At 71.4% G+C, this 22,642-nt stretch carries 20 protein-coding genes, 1 tRNA gene and 1 pseudogene; 19 read left to right on the forward strand and 3 right to left on the reverse strand.

The genetic code is table 11. From position 1 onward, the window contains the following. From thrC to H537_RS0111905, 15 genes and pseudogenes are all read left to right on the forward strand, one after another. Window positions 1-1,416, forward strand: a complete 1,416-nt coding sequence (gene thrC / locus H537_RS0111840; RefSeq protein WP_028998100.1) for a threonine synthase — start codon at window positions 1-3, stop codon at window positions 1,414-1,416. A gap of 13 nt (window positions 1,417-1,429) precedes the next feature. Beyond that, window positions 1,430-1,966, forward strand: a pseudogene (mobB, locus tag H537_RS0111845) (molybdopterin-guanine dinucleotide biosynthesis protein B); the annotation flags it as partial. After that, window positions 1,959-3,215 (forward strand): molybdopterin molybdotransferase MoeA, encoded by a 1,257-nt coding sequence (locus H537_RS0111850; protein WP_043458614.1) that lies wholly within the window; start codon window positions 1,959-1,961, stop codon window positions 3,213-3,215. The pseudogene mobB and the gene H537_RS0111850, both read left to right, overlap by 8 nt. Before the next feature lie 4 nt (window positions 3,216-3,219). Further along, window positions 3,220-3,474, forward strand: a complete 255-nt coding sequence (locus H537_RS0111855; protein ID WP_028998103.1) for a MoaD/ThiS family protein — start codon at window positions 3,220-3,222, stop codon at window positions 3,472-3,474. A gap of 168 nt (window positions 3,475-3,642) precedes the next feature. After that, entirely contained in the window at window positions 3,643-5,595 is a 1,953-nt protein-coding gene (locus H537_RS0111860; RefSeq protein ID WP_028998104.1) for a protein kinase family protein, read from the forward strand. A gap of 174 nt (window positions 5,596-5,769) precedes the next feature. Beyond that, a complete protein-coding gene (locus H537_RS0111865) occupies window positions 5,770-7,602 on the forward strand; it encodes a hypothetical protein (RefSeq protein ID WP_028998105.1) in 1,833 nt (610 codons plus the stop codon). 52 nt (window positions 7,603-7,654) lie between these two features. Further along, the gene (moaE, locus tag H537_RS0111870; protein ID WP_028998106.1) at window positions 7,655-8,143 is read left to right on the forward strand and encodes a molybdopterin synthase catalytic subunit MoaE; all 489 of its coding nucleotides are present in this window, start codon (window positions 7,655-7,657) and stop codon (window positions 8,141-8,143) included. Between the two features lie 5 nt (window positions 8,144-8,148). Next, window positions 8,149-8,550: a CrcB family protein gene (locus tag H537_RS0111875; protein WP_043458617.1), complete on the forward strand. Its 402-nt coding sequence runs from the start codon at window positions 8,149-8,151 to the stop codon at window positions 8,548-8,550. Between the two features lie 134 nt (window positions 8,551-8,684). Next, window positions 8,685-9,173, forward strand: a complete 489-nt coding sequence (locus H537_RS0111880) for a flavin reductase family protein (protein ID WP_043458626.1) — start codon at window positions 8,685-8,687, stop codon at window positions 9,171-9,173. A gap of 40 nt (window positions 9,174-9,213) precedes the next feature. Further along, entirely contained in the window at window positions 9,214-10,476 is a 1,263-nt protein-coding gene (locus tag H537_RS0111885) for an acyl-CoA dehydrogenase family protein (protein ID WP_028998109.1), read from the forward strand. Window positions 10,477-10,613: 137 nt separating this feature from the next. Continuing rightward, window positions 10,614-13,208 (forward strand): ATP-dependent chaperone ClpB, encoded by a 2,595-nt coding sequence (clpB, locus tag H537_RS0111890; protein WP_028998110.1) that lies wholly within the window; start codon window positions 10,614-10,616, stop codon window positions 13,206-13,208. A 59-nt stretch (window positions 13,209-13,267) separates the two neighbouring features. Beyond that, window positions 13,268-14,977 carry an L-aspartate oxidase gene (nadB, locus tag H537_RS0111895; protein WP_375136320.1) on the forward strand — a complete coding sequence of 570 codons (1,710 nt, stop codon included), beginning with the start codon at window positions 13,268-13,270 and terminating at the stop codon, window positions 14,975-14,977. 46 nt (window positions 14,978-15,023) lie between these two features. Then, window positions 15,024-15,119: a DUF29 family protein gene (locus H537_RS50925; RefSeq protein ID WP_238446669.1), complete on the forward strand. Its 96-nt coding sequence runs from the start codon at window positions 15,024-15,026 to the stop codon at window positions 15,117-15,119. A gap of 178 nt (window positions 15,120-15,297) precedes the next feature. Then, window positions 15,298-15,873 carry a P-loop NTPase family protein gene (locus H537_RS0111900; protein ID WP_028998112.1) on the forward strand — a complete coding sequence of 192 codons (576 nt, stop codon included), beginning with the start codon at window positions 15,298-15,300 and terminating at the stop codon, window positions 15,871-15,873. Window positions 15,874-15,893: 20 nt separating this feature from the next. Continuing rightward, window positions 15,894-16,199, forward strand: coding sequence for a hypothetical protein (locus H537_RS0111905; RefSeq protein WP_028998113.1), 306 nt, complete (start codon window positions 15,894-15,896; stop codon window positions 16,197-16,199). A gap of 102 nt (window positions 16,200-16,301) precedes the next feature. Here the strand turns inward: H537_RS0111905 and H537_RS0111910 are convergent, their stop codons facing one another. Together H537_RS0111910 and nadA are read right to left on the reverse strand one after the other, a co-directional pair. Further along, entirely contained in the window at window positions 16,302-16,961 is a 660-nt protein-coding gene (locus H537_RS0111910; protein ID WP_028998114.1) for a hypothetical protein, read from the reverse strand. A 138-nt stretch (window positions 16,962-17,099) separates the two neighbouring features. Next, on the reverse strand, window positions 17,100-18,212 hold the full coding sequence (nadA, locus tag H537_RS0111915) for a quinolinate synthase NadA (protein WP_043458618.1): 1,113 nt from the start codon (window positions 18,210-18,212) through the stop codon (window positions 17,100-17,102). A 147-nt stretch (window positions 18,213-18,359) separates the two neighbouring features. On the opposite strand from nadA, the gene H537_RS0111920 reads away from it, so the two are divergent. Together H537_RS0111920 and H537_RS0111925 are read left to right on the forward strand one after the other, a co-directional pair. Then, complete coding sequence (locus H537_RS0111920; RefSeq protein WP_028998116.1) at window positions 18,360-19,643, forward strand: MFS transporter; 1,284 nt, start codon at window positions 18,360-18,362, stop codon at window positions 19,641-19,643. Beyond that, window positions 19,640-21,373 (forward strand): thiamine pyrophosphate-binding protein, encoded by a 1,734-nt coding sequence (locus tag H537_RS0111925; RefSeq protein WP_028998117.1) that lies wholly within the window; start codon window positions 19,640-19,642, stop codon window positions 21,371-21,373. The genes H537_RS0111920 and H537_RS0111925 overlap by 4 nt, the downstream gene beginning before the upstream one ends. A gap of 72 nt (window positions 21,374-21,445) precedes the next feature. On the opposite strand, the gene H537_RS0111930 is transcribed toward H537_RS0111925, so the two are convergent. Then, window positions 21,446-21,835 (reverse strand): hypothetical protein, encoded by a 390-nt coding sequence (locus tag H537_RS0111930; protein WP_028998118.1) that lies wholly within the window; start codon window positions 21,833-21,835, stop codon window positions 21,446-21,448. 169 nt (window positions 21,836-22,004) lie between these two features. Between H537_RS0111930 and rraA the strand changes: the two genes are divergently transcribed. Continuing rightward, entirely contained in the window at window positions 22,005-22,511 is a 507-nt protein-coding gene (gene rraA / locus H537_RS0111935; RefSeq protein ID WP_028998119.1) for a ribonuclease E activity regulator RraA, read from the forward strand. Window positions 22,512-22,541: 30 nt separating this feature from the next. After that, window positions 22,542-22,618 (forward strand) — tRNA-Pro (locus H537_RS0111940). Window positions 22,619-22,642 lie beyond the last annotated feature (24 nt).

Genomic DNA, 22,642 nt, shown 5'->3' on the forward strand with positions numbered 1-22,642 from the left:
ATGAAGTACCTCAGCACCCGCGGCGACGCCACGCCGCGCGGCTTCTCCGAGATCCTGCTCGAAGGCCTGGCGCCGGACGGCGGGCTGTACCTGCCCGCGCACTACCCCAAGGTCGACGACGCCACGCTCGCGCGCTGGCGCGGCCTGGCCTACGCGGACCTCGCGTTCGAGATCCTGTCGCTCTACATCGACGACATCCCGGCCGAGGACCTGCACGCCCTCACGCGCAAGACCTATACCGAGGCGGTGTTCGGCACGAAGGAGATCGTGCCCCTCAAGCCGCTGGAGCCCGGCCTGGCGCTGGAGGCGCTGTCCAACGGGCCCACGCTGGCCTTCAAGGACATGGCCATGCAGCTCCTTGGGAACCTGTTCGAGTACGAGCTCGCGCGCCGCGGCCAGGAGCTCAACATCCTGGGCGCCACCTCCGGCGACACCGGCAGCGCCGCCGAGCACGCCATGCGCGGCAAGAAGGGCGTGCGCGTGTTCATGCTCAGCCCGCACGGGCGCATGAGCCCGTTCCAGCAGGCGCAGATGTTCAGCCTGCAGGACGAGAACATCCACAACATCGCCATCGAGGGCGTGTTCGACGATTGCCAGGACATCGTCAAGGCCGTCAGCAACGACCTGGAGTTCAAGCGCCACTGGCGCATCGGCACCGTCAACTCCATCAACTGGGCGCGGCTGCTGGCGCAGGTGGTGTATTACTTCGCCGGCTACTTCCAGGCCACGAAGTCCAACGCCGAGCGCGTGAGCTTCACGGTGCCCTCGGGCAACTTCGGCAACATCTGCGCCGGCCACGTCGCGCGCATGATGGGCCTGCCCATCGAGCAGCTCGTGTGCGCCACCAACGAGAACGACGTGCTCGACGAGTTCTTCCGCACCGGCACCTACCGCGTGCGCAAGGGCGCCGAGACCCACGAGACGTCCAGCCCCTCGATGGACATCTCCAAGGCCAGCAACTTCGAGCGCTTCATCTTCGACCTGCTGGGCCGCGACGCCGACCGGGTTCGCCAGCTGTTCAAGGACGAGGTGGACGCCAAGGGCTCCTTCACGCTGACCGCGGACGAGTTCCGCCGCGTGGCCGAGTTCGGCTTCGTCTCCGGCCGCAGCACGCACGCCGACCGCGTCGCCACCATCCGCGACACGTTCCAGCGCTGCGGCGTGATGATCGACACGCACACCGCCGACGGCGTGAAGGTCGGGCGCGAACGGCTGCAGGCCGGCACGCCGATGATCGTGCTGGAGACGGCGCTGCCGGTGAAGTTCGCCGCCACCATCGTCGAGGCGCTGGGCCGCGAGCCGGAGCGCCCCGCGGCGCACGTGGGCATCGAGGACCTGCCCAAGCGCTTCGCCGTGCTGCCGGCCGATGCCGACAAGGTCAAGGCGCTGATCGAGCTCGAGTGCGCGGTCGACTGACCCGGCCGCCGCGCGCATGAAGGTCGTGGGTTTCTGCGGCCCCTCCGGCGTGGGCAAGACCACGCTGCTGGAGGGCGTCATCGCCGCGCTGCGGGCGCACGGGCAGGCCGTGTCGGTGATCAAGCACACGCACAAGCGCTTCGACATCGACCAGCCCGGCAAGGACAGCTGGCGCCATCGCCAGGCCGGCGCCGGCGAGGTGCTGCTGGCCTCCAGCCAGCGCCTGGCGCTGCTGCGCGAGCTGCCCGAGGCGCGCGAGCCGGACGTGCACGCGCTCATCGGCGAGCTGCAACCGGTGGACTGGGTGCTGGTCGAAGGTTTCAAGCATGCCGCGCTGCCCAAGGTCGAGGTCTGGCGCGCCGCGCTGGGCCAGCCGGTGCTGTACCCGGACGATGCGCGCGTGATCGCCGTCGCCACGGACGACCCCGCGGCGCTGCCGGTGCCGCCTAGCGCGCTGCCGGTGCTGCCGCTCAACAGCCCCGGCGCGGTGGCGGACCGCTTGCTCGCCTGGGGCGAGCGCTTCAACTACACAGGAGACACGCATGGCTGAACGGCCCCCGCTGCTGAGCCTGGACGAGGCCCAGCAGCGCCTGGTGGAAGGCGCGCGGGCGCAGGCGATCCGCGACACCGAGGAGCTTTCCACCTTCGACGCGCTCAACCGCGTGCTGGCGCAGGACCTCGTCTCGCCGCTGGACGTGCCCCCGGCCGACAACAGCTCCATGGACGGCTACGCCGTCCGTGCCGCCGACGTGAAGCCCGGCGAGGCGATGCCCGTGTCGCAGCGCATCCCCGCCGGCCACGTGGGCCAGGCGCTGCAGCCCGGTACCGCCGCCCGCATCTTCACCGGCGCGCAGATGCCGCCCGGCGCCGACGCGGTGGTGATGCAGGAGGACGCCACGGCCGGTGAGGGCACCGTCGCCTTCAACGCCGCCCCCGCGTCCGGCCAGTGGGTACGCCCGCGCGGCGAGGACGTGCGCACCGGCGCCGTGGTGCTGCCGCGCGGCAGCCGCCTCACGCCGCAGGCGCTGGGCCTGGCCGCCACGGTGGGCGCCGCGCGCCTGACGGTGCTGCGCCGCCCGCGCGTGGCGCTGCTGTCCACCGGCGACGAGCTGGTCATGCCCGGCGAGGTTGCGCCGCAGGACCTGCCGCCCGGCGCCATCTACAACTCCAACCGTTTCACGCTGCGCGGCCTGCTGCAGGCGGTGGGCTGCGAGGTCAGCGACTTCGGCATCGTCCCCGACAAGCTCGACGCCACGCGCGAGACGGTGCGCCGCGCCGCCGAGGGGCACGACCTGATCATCACCACCGGCGGCGTGTCGGTCGGCGAGGAGGATCACGTCAAGCCCGCGGTGCAGTCGCTGGGGCGGCTGCACATGTGGTCCATCGGCACCAAGCCCGGCAAGCCGCTGGCGTTTGGCGCCGTGGCGCGCGAAGGCGAGGGCGCCGGCGAGGCGCTGTTCCTGGGCCTGCCGGGCAACCCGGTGTCCACCTACATCACCTTCTTCCTGGCGGTGCGCTCGGTGCTGTGCGCGCTGCAGGGGCTGCCCACCGAGTTCCCGCGCGGCTTCGAGCTGCGCGCGGGCTTCGACCTGCCCAAGCCGGACCGCTTCCGGCGCGAGTTCATGCGCGTGCGCCTGGGCGCGGACGGGGCGCTGGAGCTGTTCCCCAACCAGAGTTCGGGGGTGCTGACCTCGGCCGTGTGGGCTGACGGCCTGGTGGACAACCCGCCGGGCAACGCCATCCGCCGCGGCGACCTGGTGCGCTACCTGCCGCTGTCCCAACTGCTGTCCTCGTGCTGAGCCGATGAACGTCCAGATCCGCTACTTCGCCTCGCTGCGCGAGGCCCTGGGCCCGGGTGAAACCGTGGCCGACCTGCCCGAGGGCTGCACCCTGGCCTCGCTGCGCGACGCGCTGATCGAACGCGGCGGCGCCCATGCCCAGGCGCTGGCGCGCGCCCGCAGCGTGCGCTGCGCGCTGGACCAGAAGATGAGCGACGAAGCCGCCGCGCTGCACGAGGGCGCCGAGGTGGCTTTCTTCCCTCCAGTGACGGGGGGCTGAGTCGCGACCAGCAGCCGTGCTTGAGCACGGCTGCGCGCGCGGCGAAGGGCCCTCGCTCTGCGAGGGCGCGGCCTGCAAGGCTGAGGCTGTTGCGCCGCCGCGTCGGCCCTGCGGCTGCCGACACGACTTGCAACCGGACGGGCCCGCGGGCATGCCCATAGTTGGGGCATGACGCCGTCCGACGCTTCGACGCCGCCAGCACCGTCCGCCGCCCGCGCGGCGGGCAGCGCACTGGCCGGCCATCGCATCGAGGCCGTGCTGCATGCCGGCCCCGTCTTCACGGTCTATCGCGCCGTCGATGCCTTGGGCATCGAGCGCGTCGCGCTCAAGGAGTACTGTCCGCAGGCGCAGTGCGTGCGCGACGCGGAAGGCGCGCCTGCGCTGCGCGACCCGAAAGATCCGGCAGCCCACGCCGCCTTCGAGGCCGGGCGTGCCGCCTTCGTTGACGAGATGCGCCGGCTCTCGCGGCTGCGCCTGCCCGGCGTGGTGCGGGTGCGGGACCTGATCGAGGCCGAGGGCAGCTTGTGCGCGCTGATGCCGCTGCTGCCCGGCGTGCCGCTGGACGAGCTTCCCCCCTCGCAGAACGACGAGGCGCTGCATGCGCTGCTGCTGTCGCTGGTGGAGCCGCTGGCGCAGCTGCACGCCGCCGGGCAGGTGCACGGCGCGCTGCACGCGCGGCAGCTGCTGTGGTCGCCCGGCCGGGCGCCGGTGCTGCTGGGCCTCGGCTCGGCCGCGCGCGTGCTGGGCGTGGTGCCGGAGCCGGACGACCGCGCGCCCGAGCTGCGCACGCCGGACCCGCAGCCGGGGCCGGCCGTCGGCCCCTGGACCGACGTGTACGCGCTGGCCGCCATGGTGATGCGCCAGCTCTCGGGCCGCCCCTGGGATGACGCGGCTGCGGACATCGGCGTGGCCGCGCTGCTGGAGAAGGCCCTGGGCCCGGCTGGCGACGCCGGCAAGCGCCACGTGCTGGTGAAGGCACTGCAGTCCAGCCTGGAGAGCACGCCCACTCGTCGCCCCCACCACGCCGGCGAGCTGCGTGCGCAGCTTGTGGCTGCCGGGGTTTCGCGCTCTGCCAAGGGGGGCGCTGCGCCGTCTCCATCGCAGGCGAAGTCGCCATCGGGGGAGACGGGGCGGGCGTCCTCGCGCCTGCCGGGGGCGATGGCGCGCGGCGGCCCGGAGCCCGCCATGCCGGCGCTGCGGCCCGATGGCAGCTGCGTCATCCCGCAGACGCCGCGCCGGCGCGACGACAGCCGGCGCAATGGCTTCCTGGTGCTGGCGCTGGCCCTGGGCTGCGTGGCCTCGGGCTGGTGGGTGCGGGGCCTGTGGTCGGACGAACAGGATCGCCAGCGCATCGACCGGCTGCTCGTCGGCGCTGCCAATCCGCCGGCCTGGGCCGCGGCGTCGGAAGGCAGCGACCCGGCCGGACTGCCGCCGCTGCCGCCCTTGCCCACGACCCATGGCGCGACGGCGCTGCCGCCGGGACCAGGCGAGCCCAGTCCGCTGGAGGCCTTGGCCGAGGCGCGGGCGCCAGCCCCTCCTGAAGCGAGGCCCATGGGCGCGTCCGTGGCGCGTGATGCGCCTCCGGCCGTGGTGGAGGCTCCTCCGGTCCCGGCCCCCGTGGCCGCGACTGCCGTGACGGCGCAGCGGGCGCCGGTTGCCGCGGCCGTCCAGGTTCCCGAGCCCGCCGCGGTGGCGCAGACCCCGGCGCTGGAGAAGCCCCTCGTATCGGCCGGGCCGCCGGCTACCGTGGCCACGGCGCCCCAGGCCGCGCCGGTCGTGCCGCCTCCGGTGGCTGCCGCCGCGGACAAGCTTCCGCAGGAAGCCGCCCCGAGCCCGGCCCGGGCCCAGCCGCCGTCGGCGCCGGAGATGCGGGGGGCAGCGCAGCCGGCTTCGCGGCCCTCGGCGCAGGCTGCGCGCAGTGCCGAGTCCAAAGCCAGCCGGTCGGCGAAGGCGCCGGTCAAGGCGACCGCGAGCCGCGCCGCATCGACCGCCCCGCGCGCCGCCTGCGGGACGCAGGCGAAATACGCGCTGCTGCAGTGCATGAAGCGCCAGTGCAGCCAGTCCTCCCAGCGCGACCACCCGCAGTGCCAGCTGCTGCGGGAGAACGTCATCAGCTCCTGAGGCCCGGACTTGTTCCCAGGGCGAAGCGCCCGGCGGTGGCCGGGCGTTTTGTTTTGCGGCGCGGGCCAACACTGTTTCAGACACCCCTTGCAACCCCCAGGACATGGCAGGCGCGGCCATAGTCCGGGCATGGCCCCCTTTTCAAGTGATGCCCGACCGGCCGGTGCGCGTGCCGTGGGCAGTGTGTTGGCGGGCTGCGCCATCGAGGCCGTGCTGCAGGTCGGCCCGGTGTGCACCGTCTACCGCGCCGGCGACGCGCTGGGCGCCGGCCGCTATGCGCTCAAGGAGTTCTGCCCCCAGGCCCTGTGCGTGCGCGACGCCGACGGCACGCCGCGGCTGCGCGACCCCGATGACGCCGCAGCGCGCGCCGCCTTCGAGGCCGGCCGCAGCGCCTGCCTGGAGGAGCTGCGGCTGCTGTCCCGCCTGCGCCTGCCCGGACTGGTGTCGGTGCTGCAGGCCAACGAGGAGCAGGGCAGCCTGTGCGGGCTGATGCCCCTGCTGCCCGGCGTGCCGCTCGATGCGCTGCCGCCGCCCCGCAGCGGCGACGAGGTGCGCGAGCTGCTGCTGGCGCTGCTGGAGCCGCTGGCGCAACTGCACGCCGCCGGGCTGGTGCACGGTGGCCTGCACGGGCGGCAGCTGCTGTGGGCACCCGGACAGCGTCCGGTGCTGCTGGGCTTCGGCTCCGCCGCCCGCGCGCTGCGCCTGGAGGCGGTGTTCCGCGGCGCACCGCCCGAGATGCGGCCCGACGGCGCGCACCTGCCGCGCGGTCCCTGGACCGACCTGTACATGCTGGCCGCCACCGTGCTGGACCACCTCGGCGCCTGGAAATGGGCCGGTGTGCCCACGCAGGACGAGGTGGCGGCGGCCATCGTCCAGGCGCTGCCGTCGCCGGCCGGACCGGCGCAGCGCGCGCTGGTGCCCGCGCTGCAGGCGTGCCTGCGTGTCTCGCCCACCGAGCGTCCCGCCGGGGCCGTCGCGCTGCGGGCGATGCTGGGCGACGCGGTGCTTGGGCCGCAGCCGCTGCGTCCGGCAGGAGCGGGCACTGGACGGGCAGCTGTTGCCGAGCGGCCTCCAGGCACCCGGCCCGCGGCGGACCTGCTGGGGGTACTGCCCAAGGCCCCTGCGGCGGGCGCATCGCCTCCGGCCTCGGCCGCTGGATCGGCGCCTCCGTTCGCCGCACCGCCGCAGGCCGCGGTGCAGGACACCCCACGCTCGCCGGGGTCCGAGGGTCGGCGGGTCGAGCCGGCAATGGCGTCCGCGTCCACTGCGGCGGCGGGGTGGGGTCATCCGGCGGCTTCAGCGGCCCGGACGCCGGTGGCCGATCCGGCCCTGGCCGCCGTACCGGATGGGCGCGCGGACGGAGCGCCGGTGGCGCCGCGCCGGCATCCCGCCCTCAATGGGCGGATGGCGATCGCGCTGCTGCTGCTGGCCCTGGGAGCCGGCTGGGCGGCGTGGTGGGGCCAGGGCTGGTGGGCGGCCGAGCAGGAGCGCCGGCACATGGACCGCCTGCTGGCCGAGGCGGCGTCCCGGGCCCAGGCGCCCGCATCGCCGCCGGCCGCGGCCTCTCGCGTGGCGCCGGATGCCCTCGGCCTGGGCGTGTCGCCCTCCGCGACATCCCAGGCACCGGTGGACGGGCCTGCCGCTGCGGCCGTTCCGTCCGCGGGGCTGCCGGTGCCGCCGATGGCCGGTGGCGCGTCCGAATCGGTGCCACGGGCCGGCGTGGTGCCGGGTGTCGGGGTGACTTCCCAGGCGACCGTTCCCTCCGTACCCGCTGCGCCCGCGCAACCGCGTTCGCGCCAGGGCGCAGCGCCGGCGGTGGCGTCGCGGTCGCCCGCGGCCGAGCCGGAGGCGCGTCCCGCCGAGCTGCCGGACGCGCCGCTGTCCGCCTGCGTGGTGCAGGCCAAGTCCGCGCTGGAGCGCTGCATGCGCCAGCAGTGCGCCAAGCCGGCCTGGCGCCGCCATGTGCAGTGCGAGCGCTGGCTGGAGGGGCCGGACGCGGCGCGCTGAAAGCCGGCCGCCGCCCTCCAGACCCCCGCGAACGCGGTGCGACAATCCGCCGATGGCTACGACCTCTTCCCGCGTCCTGATCCAGACCGACGACTTCGACCTCGGTACCGAGGTGCAGCGCCTGCGCGCCGGCGACCCCGGCGTGGGCGCGGTGGTCAGCTTCGTGGGCACGGTGCGCGAGCACAGCGAGGGTGCCGGCGTGAGCCTGATGGAGCTGGAGCACTACCCCGGCATGACCGAGAGCGCCATCGAGGCCATGGTGGACGAGGCCTTCGAGCGCTTCGACATCCGCGCCGCGCGCGTCATCCACCGCGTGGGCGCGCTGAAGCCGCTGGACCAGATCGTGTTCGTGGCCGTCACCTCCGCGCACCGCGGCCAGGCCTTCCAGGCCTGCGAGTTCCTGATGGACTACCTCAAGACCCAGGCCCCGTTCTGGAAGAAGGAACACACGCCGCAGGGCGCGCGCTGGGTCGATGCCCGCGTGGCCGACGACCAGGCGCTGGCGCGCTGGGGCATCGCGGCCGGCAACGCGGCGGCCTGAGCCCGATGAGCAGCGCGCCGGCGGTCACGCTCTCCCATGCACTGGCCGTGGCCTCGGGTGCCGCGGCGGGCGCGCTGCTGCGCTGGCTCACGGCCCTGTGGCTCAACAACGCCTGGGCCGGCTTCGCGCTCGGCACCCTGGCGGTCAACTGCGTGGGCGGGCTGCTGATCGGCGTGTCGCTGGAGGTGTTCGCGCGCGCGCCCAACGAATTCCTGCGCCTGCTGCTGGTCACCGGCTTCCTGGGCGGCTTCACCACCTTCTCGGCCTTCTCGGCGGAGTCCCTGTCGCTGCTGCAGGCCGGCCGCTGGAGCCTGGCCGCGCTGCACACCAGCGCGCACGTGCTGGGCGCGCTGGCGTGCGCGGCACTGGGCCACGGGCTGGCACGGCAGCTGTGGGCGCGGGGCTGAACGCATTCATGAACGTGAGCACATCCCAACCTTCCGCCGCGTCCGTGGCCACTGCGGCAGCCGACACCGGCGCCGGTACGTCCCCGGCCGCGGAGCTGCCCGGCACGCCGCTGGCGCGCGCGCTGGACGGCGCCATGGACATCACGCCGCAGGCCCTGCGCGGCGCGCTGGGCCGCTTCGCCACCGGCGTGACCATCATCACCTGCCTTGATGCCGCCGGCGGCCAGCGCGTGGGCATCACCGCCAACTCCTTCAGCGCGCTGTCGCTGGAGCCGCCGCTGGTGCTGTGGTCGCTGCGCTGCGCCAGCGCGAGCCTGGCCGCCTTCGAGCAGGCCTCGCACTTCGCCATTAACGTGCTGGCGGAGGGGCAGCTCGGGCTGTCGCGGCGCTTTGCCAGCGGCAAGGAGCCGGACAAGTTCGGCGAGGGACAGTGGAGCGAGGGCCTGGGCGGTGCGCCGGTGCTGGCCGGCTGCACGGCGGTCTTCGAATGCGAGAACGTGTCGCGTCAGGTCGCGGGCGATCATGTGCTCTTCGTGGGCCGGGTGCTGCGCCTGGCCGACGCGGCGCTGCCGCCGCTGCTGTTCCACGGCGGCCGCTACCACCTGCTGGGCGAAATTCTTTGAGGCCGCGCCCTCTTTGCGGCGGGCGCGGCGAGGAGGAGACATGGAAGAGATCTGCATTGCCGCCGGCGAGCACATCGCGGGCGACGCCTCGCGCCTGAACGACGCGCAGCGCGCCTGGGTGGCGCGGGCCGCCGAGCTGGGGCCGCGTTTCGCGGCGCGCGCGGCGGCGCATGACGCGCAGGCGTCGTTCCCGCGCCAGAACTTCCGCGAGCTGCACGAGGCCGGGCTGCTGGCGCTGGCCGTGGCGCCGGCGCGCGGCGGCGAGGGGGCCGACCTGCTGGGCTGCGCGCTGGTGGCCGCCGAGCTGGGGCGCTGGTGCGGCGCCACGGCGCTGTGCTTCAGCCTGCACGTGAGCAACACGCTGTGGAGCGGGCGGGTCGGCGAATCGCTGGACATGGGCGGCGCGCAGCGCGCGGCGCACGAGGCGGCGCGGGCCCGGCACGAGGCCGCGATCGTGGCCGACGGGCAGGTGTGGGCGCAGACCTTCTCCGAAGGCGGCGCCGCCGATGCCGGCAAGGCGCCCTGGGCCACCGTGGCGCGGCGCGTGGAGGGCGGCTACGTGGTCAGCGGGCGCAAGGTCTTCGCCTCCATGGCGGGCGAGGCCGACGTGCACGGGCTGCTGTGCACGCTGCAGCGCCCGGCGGCGACGCAGGCGGATGCGCTGTTCCTGGCCGTGCCGCGCGACGCGCCGGGCCTGCGCGTGAGCGGCGAGTGGAACCCGCTGGGCATGCGCGGCACCGTGAGCCGCACGCTGGAGTTCCACGACGTGTTCGTGCCCGAGGCCGACCGGCTGCTGCCCGAAGGGCTGTACTGCCAAGCGGCGGCGCGCTGGCCGGCGATGTTCCTGATGAACAGCCCGGCCTACCTCGGCATCGCGCAGGCGGCGCACGACTTCACGGTGTGCTTCCTGCGCGGCGAGGTGCCGGGGCTGGCGCCGGTGCAGCGGCGCATGTACCCCACCAAGCAGTTCGCGGTGGCGCAGATGCGGCTGAAGCTGGAGCAGATGCGCGCGCTGCTGTTCGACGCCCTGGCCGGCGCCGGGCCGGACCCGGACCGGCATGCACGGCTGCGGCTGCTGGCGGCGCAGCACACGGTGGTGGAGCAGGGCGCGGAGATCTGCCAGCTGGCGCTGCGCACCTGCGGCGGCCAGGCGCTGACCAAGAACCTGCCGCTGGAGCGGCTGCTGCGCGACGCGCGCTGCGGCGCGGTGATGCTGCCGTGGACGGCCGAGCTGTGCCTCGACCAGCTCGGCCGCGACAGCCTGTACTGGGCGGGCGAGGGCGAGGAGCAGATCGAAGCCTGAGCAACCATGCGGGGGGCGGAGGCGGCACGCCCCCTGCCGCTTGCTCCAGCGCAAGGCCCGTGCGGAAAGCGCTGCGCGCCGGCCTTGAAAACGCCGCCCAGCGCCCAAACTCGAAGCGCAACGGAGGACACATCCCCATGCGAATCGACAAGCTCACCACCGCTTTCCAGCAGGCCCTGGCCGACGCGCAGAGCCTGGCCGTCACCAACGACAACCCCTACATCGAGCCCGCGCACCTGCTGGCGTCGATGCTGGCGCAGCCGGAGGGGCCCAAGGCGCTGCTGGACCGGGCGGGGGCCAACACGGCCGGGCTCAAGACCGCCATGGAGACGGCGGTGCGCAACCTGCCCCAGGTGCAGGGCGGCGGCGGCCAGGTGCAGCCCGGGCGCGACCTGGTGTCGCTGCTGCAGGCCGCGGAGAAGGAAGCCAGCAAGCGCGGCGACCAGTTCATCGCCAGCGAGATGTTCCTGCTGGCGCTCTCCGACTCGAAGACCGACCTCGGCGCCGTGGTGCGCGGCCACGGCCTCACGCGCAAGGCGCTGGAGGCGGCCGTGGAGGCCGTGCGCGGCGGCGCCAAGGTGGACTCGGCCGAGGCCGAAGGCCAGCGCGAGTCGCTCAAGAAGTACACGCTGGACCTCACTGACCGCGCCCGCCAGGGCAAGCTGGACCCGGTGATCGGCCGCGACGACGAGATCCGCCGCGCCATCCAGGTGCTGCAGCGCCGCAGCAAGAACAACCCGGTGCTCATCGGCGAGCCCGGCGTGGGCAAGACCGCCATCGTCGAAGGCCTGGCGCAGCGCATCGTCAACGGCGAGGTGCCCGACACGCTCAAGGACAAGCGCGTGCTGGTGCTGGACATGGCCGGGCTGCTGGCCGGCGCCAAGTACCGCGGCGAGTTCGAGGAGCGGCTGAAGGCGGTGCTCAAGGAGGTGTCGCAGGACGAGGGCCGCATCATCCTGTTCATCGACGAGCTGCACACGATGGTGGGCGCGGGCAAGGCCGAGGGCGCCATCGACGCCGGCAACATGCTCAAGCCGGCGCTGGCGCGCGGCGAGCTGCACTGCATCGGCGCCACCACGCTGGACGAGTACCGCAAGTACATCGAGAAGGACGCCGCGCTGGAGCGCCGCTTCCAGAAGGTGCTGGTGGAGGAGCCCAGCGTGGAGGCCACCATCGCGATCCTGCGCGGGCTGCAGGAGAAGTACGAGGTGCACCACGGCGTGGAGATCACCGACCCGGCTATCGTGGCCGCGGCCGAGCTCTCGCACCGCTACATCACCGACCGCTTCCTGCCCGACAAGGCCATCGACCTGATCGACGAGGCCGCGGCCAAGATCAAGATCGAGATCGACTCCAAGCCCGAGGCCATGGACCGGCTGGACCGCCGGCTCATCCAGCTCAAGATCGAGCGCGAGGCGGTCAAGAAGGAGAAGGACGAGGCCTCGCAGCGCCGCCTGGGGCTGATCGAGGACGAGATCACGCGCCTGGAGCGCGAGTACGCCGACCTCGAAGAGGTGTGGAAGAGCGAGAAGGCCACGGCCCAGGGCTCGGCCGCGCTCAAGGAGGAGATCGACAAGATCCGCTTCCAGATCGAGGAGCTCAAGCGCAAGGGCGACTTCAACAAGGTGGCCGAGCTGCAGTACGGCAAGCTGCCCGAGCTGGAGAAGAAGCTCAAGGAGGCGCAGGCCAAGGAGGCCGGCAAGGCCGCCGGCAACCGGCCGACGCTGCTGCGCACCATGGTGGGCGCCGAGGAGATCGCCGACGTGGTGTCGCGCTCCACGGGCATCCCGGTGTCCAAGCTGATGCAGGGCGAGCGCGACAAGCTGCTGCAGATGGAGGCGAAGCTGCACGAGCGCGTGGTGGGGCAGGACGAGGCCATCCGTGCCGTGGCGGACGCGATCCGGCGCTCGCGCGCGGGCCTGTCGGACCCGAATCGGCCGCTGGGCTCGTTCCTGTTCCTGGGCCCCACGGGCGTGGGCAAGACCGAGCTGTGCAAGGCGCTGGCGACGTTCCTGTTCGACAGCCCGGACCACATGGTGCGCATCGACATGAGCGAGTTCATGGAGAAGCACTCGGTGAGCCGCCTCATCGGCGCGCCGCCGGGCTACGTGGGCTATGACGAGGGCGGCTACCTGACGGAGGCCGTGCGGCGCAAGCCCTACTCGGTGATCCTGCTCGACGAGGTGGAGAAGGCGCACCCGGACGTGTTCAACGTGCTGCTGCAGGTGCTGGACGATGGCCGCCTGACCGACGGCCAGGGCCGCACGGTGGACTTCAAGAACGCCGTGATCGTGATGACCAGCAACCTGGGCTCGCACCTGATCATGCAGATGGCGGGGCAGGACCCGGCGCTGATCCGCGAGGCGGTGTGGTCGGAGGTCAAGACGCACTTCCGGCCCGAGTTCCTGAACCGCATCGACGAGACGGTGGTGTTCCACGCGCTGGACCAGAAGCACATCGAGTCCATCGCCAAGATCCAGCTCAAGGCGCTGGAGCAGCGGCTGGAGAAGATGGACATGAAGCTGGACATCTCGACGGCGGCGCTGGCGGAGGTGGCGAAGGCGGGCTTCGACCCGGTGTTCGGCGCGCGGCCGCTCAAGCGCGCGATCCAGCAGCGCATCGAGAACCCGGTGGCTCGGTTGATCCTGGAAGGCCGCTTCGGCCCGAAGGACGTGATCCCGGTGGACGTGTCCGAGAGCGGCGAGTTCAGCTTCGGGCGCACGGTGCACTGAGCGCACTTGGAGCGACGCAAGGGAAGGGCTGGGCAACCGGCCCTTTTTTTGCCTCGGGCTTGCGTTGCATCCGCACGAGGCGATTGCTGTGGGTTGTGCTGACGGGCGTGCGCGGGGCGCTTCGTAGAATCGACCCTCTTTTGCAACACCCGCAGTGCGTGATGAACACCTCTTTCGATGCCCAGGCCGCTCCCGTCGTCATCGTGGGGGCCGGGCTGGCCGGCCTGGCTGTGGCGTTGCATCTGGCCGAGGAGCGCCCGGTGGTGGTGCTGGCCAAGCGTGACATCCACGAGGCCGCCACGGCCTGGGCGCAGGGCGGGATCGTGGGGGTGCTGGGCAAGGACGACAGCATCGAGAGCCACGTGCACGACACGCAGGAGGCCGGCGCCGGGCTGGTGGACGAGCACACCGCGCGCTTCATCGCCGAGAACAGCGCCCGCGCCGTCGAGTGGCTGGTGCAGCAGGGCGTGCCTTTCTCGCCCGATCCGGAAGGCCCGCTGGGGCTGCACCTCACGCGCGAAGGCGGGCACGCGGTGCGGCGCATCGCGCACGCGGCCGACGCCACGGGGCAGGCGATCCACGATGCGCTGCTGGCGCGCATCCGCCAGCACCCGAACATCACCGTGCGCGAGCGCTGGATGGCGCTGGACCTGATCACCTCGCGCCACCTCAAGCGCGACGAGCCCACGCGCTGCTACGGCATCTACGCGCTCGACATCGAGAGCCAGCACGTGGAGACGCTGGCGGCCTCGGCGGTGGTGCTGGCCACGGGCGGCGTGGGCAAGGTGTACCGCTACACCAGCAACCCCGAGACGGCCACCGGCGACGGCATCGCCATGGCGTGGCGCGCCGGGTGCCGGGTGGGGAACATGGAGTTCATCCAGTTCCACCCGACCTGCCTGTACCACCCGCAGGACCGCACCTTCCTGATCACGGAGGCGCTGCGCGGCGAGGGCGGGCACCTGAAGCTGCCGGACGGCACGCGCTTCATGGCGGCGCACGACGCGCGGCTGGAGCTGGCGCCGCGCGACGTGGTGGCGCGCGCCATCGACTTCGAGATGAAGAAGCACGGCCTGGACCACGTGTGGCTGGACGCCACGCACCTGGGCGCGGACTTCCTGAAGGAGCATTTCCCGACGATCTACGCCCGGCTGCTGAGCCTGGGCATCGACATCACGAAGCAGCCGATTCCCGTGGTGCCGGCGGCGCACTACACCTGCGGCGGCGTGGTGACCGACCTGGAAGGCCGCTGCGACATTCCCGGCCTCTTCGCCGTGGGCGAGACCAGCTACACGGGCCTGCACGGCGCCAACCGCTTGGCGAGCAACTCGCTGCTGGAGTGCGTGGTGGTGGGCCGCACCTGCGCCGAGCGCATTCAGCAGGACGCGCCGAAGAGCCTGCCCGAACTGCCGGCCTGGGACGAGAGCCAGGTGGAGAACGCCGACGAGCAGGTCGTGATCAGCCACAACTGGGATGAATTGCGGCTGGTGATGTGGAACTACGTGGGCATCGTGCGCACCAATAAACGGCTGGAGCGGGCGCTGCACCGCATCCATTTGCTGCGCTCGGAGATCGACGAGTACTACGCGCATTTCCGCGTGACGCGGGACCTGCTGGAACTGCGCAACCTCGTGGAATGCGCGGAACTGATCGTGCGCTCGGCGCTGAAGCGGCACGAGTCACGTGGGCTGCATTTCTCGCGCGACTATCCTTATTCACTGCCGGTGAGTTTCCCGACGGTGTTGATTGGGGACCATCGGAGGAAGTGAGCCTCTGCCAAGGAGACCGACCGCGAAAAGCTGTGACGAGGACATCGTGGCCTGGGCTGCTGAACAAGCCCAGTTGCTGCGCGCGGGTCAGTTTGAACTCCTGGATATTGAGGTGCTTCTGGAGGGGTGGTTGCCTCAATGAAATTTGATTGATGCGGCTCGGCCGGCCGCGAAGCGTGAAAACTGTCTCACTTTCGGAGCCGTCGTTCTTGATGTGCATCATCAGGCCGTCGCTGGATACATCCCATGGTCGGCGAGCTGGCCCATGATGGCAGGCTTGGCTTGATGGCAGTCCCATAACTCAACCGAATGCTCCGGACATGAACATTCTCATCTGCGGTGCCATGCGCAGCGGCAAGACCGCGCTGGCCGAATCCATGGCCAAGAGCCTGGGGTTTTCTTACCTGCCCAGCGACAGCCTGGTGCTGGCCTTGCGCGAGTCCTTTCCCGACACCGCCATCGGTGCCCCCGGCAAGAGCCTGGACGAGCTGTGTGCCGGTTTTGCCCCTTTCGTGGAGAAGCTGCTGCTGCAGCTCGGCAAGAACGGCCGCATGAACTACGTCATCGACGGGCATTTCATCCGGCCCCAGGACGTGAAGCGTTTCGGGCCGAACTGCCGGGCGCTGTTCCTGGGTTATCCGGGCGCGGTGCCCGAGGCGCGGGTGGAACAGTTGCGCACCTACGGCAAGGTTTATGACTGCTTCACCAACAAGATCGACGACAGCGAATTGCTGAATCGCGTCACGCGCTGGGTGGAGCACAGCCGGGCCCTGCGCAAGGAATGCCTTGAACACCAAGTGCCTTTCCTCGACGTGATCGGGCAGGACGGGCGCTTTTGCAATATCAGCCTGGAACAGGCGCTGAAGGCCATCGGGCTGGTGCCAGTGCCGGGCTGAAGCTGGGGTTTCCCAGGCCTATGGAGCTGCTGCTCATTCTCTTGGTCGGCGGTTTGGCCGCCTGGCTGATGCGCCCGCTACGGGATTGGTATGTGCTGGAAGTGCAGGACGTTTCGGGCGCGAGCCTGGAGAAATCCGTGTTCACCAGCCTCGACACGGCGCAGCAGGCTTTCCAGCAGGCAGCGGAGAAAGGGGCGCCAGCCGGCGCCCCATGCGTGATCCATCTCTGGCATGCCGAAGCACGCAGCCGCGGGGAGGTTTCGAGTGGGAAATTGCCCAGGGGAAAACAGCCGGATCTGGTGAGGAGCGAGCGGATTCCAGCCTGAGGCAAGGCGATATCACGGCATGCGTGGCTCCCGGCTTTCGCTGGGACGACGGCATTTTTTATTCGGCCGGCATTCAGCCGTGCAACCGTCGGGCAGGGTGGCCTATTTCCTCGGCTGCATCGTGAACCCGATCAGCCGTGCCACTACGGTGGCCAAGTACATCAGCCCCGTCAGCATCTCCACGCTGGCAATGGCCCGCGCATGCGCCGACACCGCCACCACGTTGCCCATGCCGGTGCTGGAAAGCAGGGCGAAACTCAGGTGGTTCAATTCGGACCAGGTCTTCGCCACGGAAGACGGGTCGGTGGAAAAGGCATTCGGCTGCAGTGCCTGCGTCATCACGAACAGGTGCGTGAAGGCCCAGACGAACAGGGTGAAAGTGGCCGCGGCCGCATACAGCTCGTCGGTGGTGGTGCGGTAGTCCTCGATCATGTAGGCGATGAGGCTGCCGGCAGCGTAGAAATAGAAAATAGCCTCCAGCGCGGAGGACCATGGCAGCAGATAAGGCATGTCCGCGCTCATCTGCAATACCAACAGAACCACCACCGGGGTGCCGATCAAAATGCTGACGCCCGTCCAGCCCGGCGTGCGCCGCACCATGTTGGTGGTCATCACCAGCACGAAAATGCCGAATATGTTGAAAATCGCGTGGCTGTAGCGGGATTCCTCGGTGAACGGGCCCAGCAGCACGCCCAGGATCTGCACGATCAGCAATATCGCCGAGGGGTGGCGGCGGGTGCGGACGAGGAAACGTTTGATCATCGGGCCGGCTCCTTGGCGCGTTTTGCCGGAGTATGTGCCGGCCGCCAAAGGCACGGGCCGCGCGGAGCAAGCAGCAAAACGCCCGGACCAGCCAAGCCGACCCGGGCGTTTCTCAGAGGGCAGGGCGCCTGGTGAAACTCAGGCCGCGCCGATGTTCTTCACGAAGCCGCGCTGCGGCTGCGCCAGCGCTTGCGGGTTCTTCACCACGAAATCCAGCATGCGCTCGATGCAGCCCGCCGCCTGCGTGCGGATGGGCTCCGGCACGGTGATCTCGCCGGTGCCCGTCTCCAGGCAGTCGATCACGCCCTGCAGCGCGTTCATCGCCATCCACGGACAGTGCGCGCAGCTCTTGCAGGTGGCGCTGTTGCCGGCGGTGGGCGCCTCCAGCAGCGTCTTGCCCGGCGCGAGCTGGCGCATGCGGTGCAGGATGCCGTTGTCGGTGGCGACGATGAAGGTCTGCTCCGGGCCTTCCACCACGGCCTTGAGCAGCTGCGAGGTCGAGCCCACCACGTCGGCCTGCGCCACCACGCTCTTGGGCGACTCGGGGTGCACCAGCACCAGCGCGTCCGGATGCTGCTTCTTCAGCAGCTCCAGCTCGATGCCCTTGAACTCGTCGTGCACGATGCACTCGCCGGTCCACATCAGCATGTCGGCGCCGGTCTGCTCCTGGATGTAGCGGCCCAGGTGCCGGTCCGGCGCCCACAGGATCTTCTCGCCCTGGCTCTTCAGGTGCTCGACGATGGCCAGCGCGCAGGAGCTGGTGACCATCCAGTCCGCGCGCGCCTTCACCGCGGCGCTGGTGTTGGCATAGACCACCACCTTGCGGTCCGGGTGCGCGTCGCAGAAGCGCGCGAAGTCGTCGGCGGGGCAACCCAGGTCCAGCGAGCAGGTCGCGTCCAGATCGGGCATCAGCACGCGCTTGTGCGGCGACAGGATCTTGGCGCTCTCGCCCATGAAGCGAACGCCGGCCACCACCAGCGTCTGGCTGGCATGGTCGCGGCCGAAGCGCGCCATCTCCAGCGAGTCGGCCACGAAGCCGCCGGTCTCCAGCGCCAGGTCCTGCAGGTCGCCGTCCACGTAGTAATGCGCCACCAGCACGGCGTCGTGCTGCTTCAGCAGCGCCGCCGCGCGCGCCTTGCGCTCCTCGCGCTGCGCCGGCGTCAAGGCCTCGGGTACCTTGGCCCAGGCATGGGCAACGCAGCTCTCGCCGCTGGCGTCCTGGCGGGTGTAGTCGAAAAGCACCTGGCTCATGGATGTACGGGGGAGGGGCCGCGGGCGCGGCCCAGGGTTTGGGGATTGCAATCGGGGGGCGATGGTAGCCCACGGATTGGGCCTGATGGCACCGGGCCGTAGGAGGCTGCGCCGTCGCGAGTTGTATACGGTCGCTACCATGCCTGTATGAACGCTTCCCGCTCGGACACCAAGGCGGACGCGCAGCCGCCGGCACGGCCCCACGGCGACGTGCGCACCATCACGCTGGTCGGCCTGGCGCACGGCAGCTCCCACTTCTGCCACCTGCTGCTGCCGCCGCTGTTTCCCTTCTTCATTCGCGATTTCGGCCTGAGCTACGCCGAACTGGGCCTGGCGGTGACGCTGTTCTTCGCCATCTCCGGCATCGGACAGGCGCTCTCGGGCTTCCTGGTGGACCGCGTGGGCGCGCGGCCGATCCTGTTTGCGGCGCTGGGTTCCTTCATCGCCGCGGCGCTGGCCGCCGCCAGCGCGCAGGGCTACGGCGGGCTGCTGTTCGCGGCGGCGCTGGCGGGCCTGGGCAACGCGCCGTTCCACCCGGTGGATTTCACGATCCTCAACAAGCGCGTGTCGCAGGCCCGGCTGGGCCACGCCTTCTCGGTGCACGGCATCAGCGGCAACCTGGGCTGGGCGGCGGCGCCGGTGTTCCTGCTGGGGCTGACCGAGCTCACCGGCTCCTGGCGCTGGGCCCAAGTGGGCGCGGCCTCCGTGGTGGCCGCCGTGACGCTGCTGCTGTGGTGGCAGCGCGAGGCCATCGACGACAGCCTGGGCGCCTGGAGCCATGAGAAGGCCGCCGCCAAGCCGGGCGCGGCGCCGCTGAAGCAGGAGCATCCGCTGGCCTTCCTGAAGCTGCCCTCGGTGTGGCTGTGCTTCTCCTTCTTCTTCTTCTCCACCTGCGCGCTCAGCGCCATCCAGAGCTTCGCCAGCCCGGCGCTGCACCAGATGACGGCGCTGCCGCTGTCCACCACCTCGCTGGTGGTGACGGGCTTCATGCTCTGCGGCGCGGCCGGGATGCTGATCGGCGGTTTTCTCGTGGCGCGCGCCGAGCGGCTGGAGAAGACCATCGCCATCTGCCTGGTGGTCTCCGCGGCGCTGCTGCTGCTGGCGAGCACGGGCGCTGTGCCCGGGATGGCGGCGCTGGCCGTCGTGGCGGTGGCCGGCCTGGGCGTCGGCCTGGCCGGGCCTTCGCGCGACATGCTGATCAAGCGCGCCGCGCCGCCGGGCGCCACCGGGCGCGTCTACGGCACGGTGTATTCAGGGCTGGACCTGGGCTTCGCACTGGCCGCGCCGGCCTTCGGCTGGCTGATGGACCACCATCTGAACGGCGCCGTGTTCCAGGGCGCGGCACTGGCGCTGCTGGCCGGCGTGGCCTCGGCGGCCGCCGTGGGCCTGCGCATCGCGCCGCGGCGCGCCGCTTCCGGGGTCGCCGCATGAGCGGCGGAAGGGAAGAGGCAGTCCAGAACACCCGCCCGGGCGGCCACCTGCTGGTCGAGGCGCTGATCGCGCAGGGCGTGGACACCGTCTTCGGCGTGCCCGGCGAGAGCTTTCTCGCGGCGCTGGACGGCATGCACGAGCGGCGCGACGCCATCCGCTTCATCGCCTGCCGCCACGAGGGCGGGGCGGCCTTCATGGCCGAGGCGCAGGGCAAGCTGACCGGGCGGCCGGGCGTGTGCTTCGTGACGCGCGGCCCCGGCGCCACCAACGCCGCCATCGGCGTGCACACCGCCTTCCAGGACAGCACGCCGCTGCTGCTGCTGGTGGGCCAGGTGGCGCGCCACCAGCGCGACCGCGAGGCCTTCCAGGAGCTGGATTTCCGGCAGGTTTTTGGCCCCGGCACCCTGGGCATGGCCAAGTGGGTGGCCGAGGTGGACGACGCCGAGCGGCTGCCCGAGTACGTGGCCCGCGCCTTCCACGTGGCGATGCAGGGGCGGCCCGGGCCGGTGGTGCTGGCGCTGCCGGAAGACGTGCTCAGCGGCCCGGCCGCCGCGCCGGTGCTGCCGCGCGTGGAGCCGGCGCAGGCCTGGCCCGCGCCGGGCGCCCTGCGGCAACTGCGCACGCTGCTGCTGCAGGCCGAGCGGCCTCTCGTCATCGCCGGCGGCAGCGGCTGGAGCGCCGAATCGGCGCAGGCGCTGCAGCGCTTCGCCGAGAACTGGAACCTGCCGGTGGGCTGCGGCTTCCGGTTCCAGGATACCTTCGACAACCGGCATCCGAACTACGCGGGCGACGTGGGCATCGGCATCAACCCGCGCCTGGCGCAGCGGGTGCGCGACGCCGACCTGCTGATCGCCGTGGGCGTGCGCCTGGGCGAGATGACCACCGGCGGCTACACGCTGATCGAGCCGCCGCGGCCGAAGCAGAAGCTCGTCCACCTGCACGCGGGCGCCGAGGAGCTGGGCCGCGTCTATGCGGCCGACCTGCTGCTGCAGTGCTCGCTGGCCGCGGCCGGCAAGGCGCTGGAGACGCTCACCGCGCCGCCGCAGCTGCCCTGGGCCGGCTGGACGGCCTCGGCGCGCGCCGACTTCGAGGCCAACCGGGTGCCGCCGCCCGTGGCGCCGCTGGACATGGCGCAGGTGGTACTGGCCATCGAGCGGCTGGCGCCGGCGGACAGCCTCTACACCAACGGCGCGGGCAACTACAGCGGCTGGCTGCACCGCTACCTGCGCTACCGCGGCCTGCAGCACCACGGCCGCACGCAGCTCGCGCCCACGGCGGGCGCCATGGGCTACGGCGTGCCGGCAGCGGTGGCGGCGGCGCTGCTGTATCCGCAGCGCACCGCCATCAACCTCGCGGGCGACGGCGACTTCCTCATGACGGGGCAGGAGCTGGCCACGGCCGTCGCCTACGGCGCCAACCGCGGCGCGGGACGGCTGGTCAGCATCGTGGTGGACAACGGCACTTACGGCACGATCCGCATGCACCAGGAGCGCCACTACCCGGGGCGGGTGAGCGGCAGCGACCTGTTCAACCCCGATTTCGCCGCCCTGGCGCGCAGTTACGGCTGGCGCGCGGCGCGGGTGGATACCACGGAAGCCTTCGAGCCGGCGTTCCAGGAAGCCTTGTCCGAAGGGCCGCCGATGTTGCTGCACCTGAAGCTCGACGCTGAAGTCAGCACCAGCCGCAGCACGCTGTCGCAGATCAGGGAGGCGGCGCTCAAGCGCCCGTGACCCTACGAAAAACGGCCGCATCACGCGGCCGTTCGTGCGTGGCCCGGCGGTGGCGCCGGACTCAGCGCGTCGTCACTCTTCTCGGCGTTGCTGGGAGCGGTCCTGTTGGGAGCTGTCCTGTTGCGAGCCGGACTGCTGTCCGCGCTGGCTTGGCTGGTCCTGCTGGCCCTGGCGCTGGCTCGATTGATCCTGCTGGCCTTGACGCTGGCTGGACTGATCCTGTTGGCCCATGCCGCCGCGCTGCGACTGGTCTTGCTGGCCTTGGCGCTGGCCTTGCTGACCCTGCTGGCTGCCCGTCATGCCCGATTGCGACTGTTGCCCGGTCTGCCCGCTCTGGCTCTGCTGGCCCTGGCGCTGGCTGTCCTGGCTCTGCTGACCTTGCCGTTGTCCCTGCTGGCCTTGTTGGCCCTGCTGGTTGCCTTGTTGGTTTTGTTGGCTCTGGTTGCGGTCTTGGCTCGTCATGTTGACTCCTTGGTAGTCATCAAGGCCGGCGGAATTGCCGGCACCAGAACTACGGCAAGTGAAGTGCCCACAAACAAGCGGTCCGGGCGCGCAGCGCGGCACCGGACCGGGGGATGGACTGCCCATGCTAGGCTGCCGCGCGTTGTGGCAAGCCCCGGGAGGAGCCCCTGTGAACGACCCAGTCAAAACCTTCAATACCTGTGACATCTGCGACGAGCGCAAGGCGCAGGCGGGCGACGCGCTGCGCGTGCTGCCGCCGGTGTTTCGCGACTTCGGCGCCGTCAACGCTTTCAGCGGCCCGGCGGTGACCGTCAAGTGCTTCGAGGACAACACGCTGGTGAAGGCCGCCTGCGACAGCCCGGGCGAGGGCCGGGTGCTGGTGGTGGACGGCGGCGGTTCGCTGCGCCGCGCGCTGCTGGGCGGCAACCTGGGCCGCGCGGCGGAGAAGAACGGCTGGGCCGGCGTGATCGTGGACGGCTGCGTGCGCGACGTGGCCGAGCTGGCGACCTACCGCATCGGCATCCGCGCGCTGGCGTCGCTGCCGTTGCCCACCGAGAAGCGCAACGAGGGCCAGCGCGACGTGGCGGTGACAATCCAGGGCGTGCCGGTGCGCCCGGGCGACTGGATCGTGGCCGACGCCGACGGCACGCTCGTGCTGTCGCAGCCGCCGCAATAAGCCGCTGCGGGCGGCTACAATATCCCTCTTCGGGGTGTAGCGCAGCCTGGTAGCGCAACTGCTTTGGGAGCAGTGGGTCGGATGTTCGAATCATCTCACCCCGACCAATTTCTTCATTGCCATCAATGCCT

This window comes from Azohydromonas australica DSM 1124, assembly GCF_000430725.1.
In the GTDB taxonomy this organism is placed as follows: Bacteria; Pseudomonadota; Gammaproteobacteria; order Burkholderiales; family Burkholderiaceae_C; genus Azohydromonas; species Azohydromonas australica.

What these genes read in the sequence shown, in the direction of transcription:
- thrC (WP_028998100.1), top strand. Translation starts at nt 1, where the DNA reads ATGAAGTACCTCAGCACCCGCGGCGACGCCACGCCGCGCGGCTTCTCC.
- H537_RS0111850 (WP_043458614.1), top strand. Translation starts at nt 1,959, where the DNA reads ATGGCTGAACGGCCCCCGCTGCTGAGCCTGGACGAGGCCCAGCAGCGC.
- H537_RS0111855 (WP_028998103.1), top strand. Translation starts at nt 3,220, where the DNA reads ATGAACGTCCAGATCCGCTACTTCGCCTCGCTGCGCGAGGCCCTGGGC.
- H537_RS0111860 (WP_028998104.1), top strand. Translation starts at nt 3,643, where the DNA reads ATGACGCCGTCCGACGCTTCGACGCCGCCAGCACCGTCCGCCGCCCGC.
- moaE (WP_028998106.1), top strand. Translation starts at nt 7,655, where the DNA reads ATGGCTACGACCTCTTCCCGCGTCCTGATCCAGACCGACGACTTCGAC.
- H537_RS0111875 (WP_043458617.1), top strand. Translation starts at nt 8,149, where the DNA reads ATGAGCAGCGCGCCGGCGGTCACGCTCTCCCATGCACTGGCCGTGGCC.
- H537_RS0111880 (WP_043458626.1), top strand. Translation starts at nt 8,685, where the DNA reads ATGGACATCACGCCGCAGGCCCTGCGCGGCGCGCTGGGCCGCTTCGCC.
- H537_RS0111885 (WP_028998109.1), top strand. Translation starts at nt 9,214, where the DNA reads ATGGAAGAGATCTGCATTGCCGCCGGCGAGCACATCGCGGGCGACGCC.
- clpB (WP_028998110.1), top strand. Translation starts at nt 10,614, where the DNA reads ATGCGAATCGACAAGCTCACCACCGCTTTCCAGCAGGCCCTGGCCGAC.
- H537_RS0111900 (WP_028998112.1), top strand. Translation starts at nt 15,298, where the DNA reads ATGAACATTCTCATCTGCGGTGCCATGCGCAGCGGCAAGACCGCGCTG.
- H537_RS0111905 (WP_028998113.1), top strand. Translation starts at nt 15,894, where the DNA reads ATGGAGCTGCTGCTCATTCTCTTGGTCGGCGGTTTGGCCGCCTGGCTG.
- H537_RS0111910 (WP_028998114.1), bottom strand. Translation starts at nt 16,961, where the DNA reads ATGATCAAACGTTTCCTCGTCCGCACCCGCCGCCACCCCTCGGCGATA.
- nadA (WP_043458618.1), bottom strand. Translation starts at nt 18,212, where the DNA reads ATGAGCCAGGTGCTTTTCGACTACACCCGCCAGGACGCCAGCGGCGAG.
- H537_RS0111920 (WP_028998116.1), top strand. Translation starts at nt 18,360, where the DNA reads ATGAACGCTTCCCGCTCGGACACCAAGGCGGACGCGCAGCCGCCGGCA.
- H537_RS0111925 (WP_028998117.1), top strand. Translation starts at nt 19,640, where the DNA reads ATGAGCGGCGGAAGGGAAGAGGCAGTCCAGAACACCCGCCCGGGCGGC.
- H537_RS0111930 (WP_028998118.1), bottom strand. Translation starts at nt 21,835, where the DNA reads ATGACGAGCCAAGACCGCAACCAGAGCCAACAAAACCAACAAGGCAAC.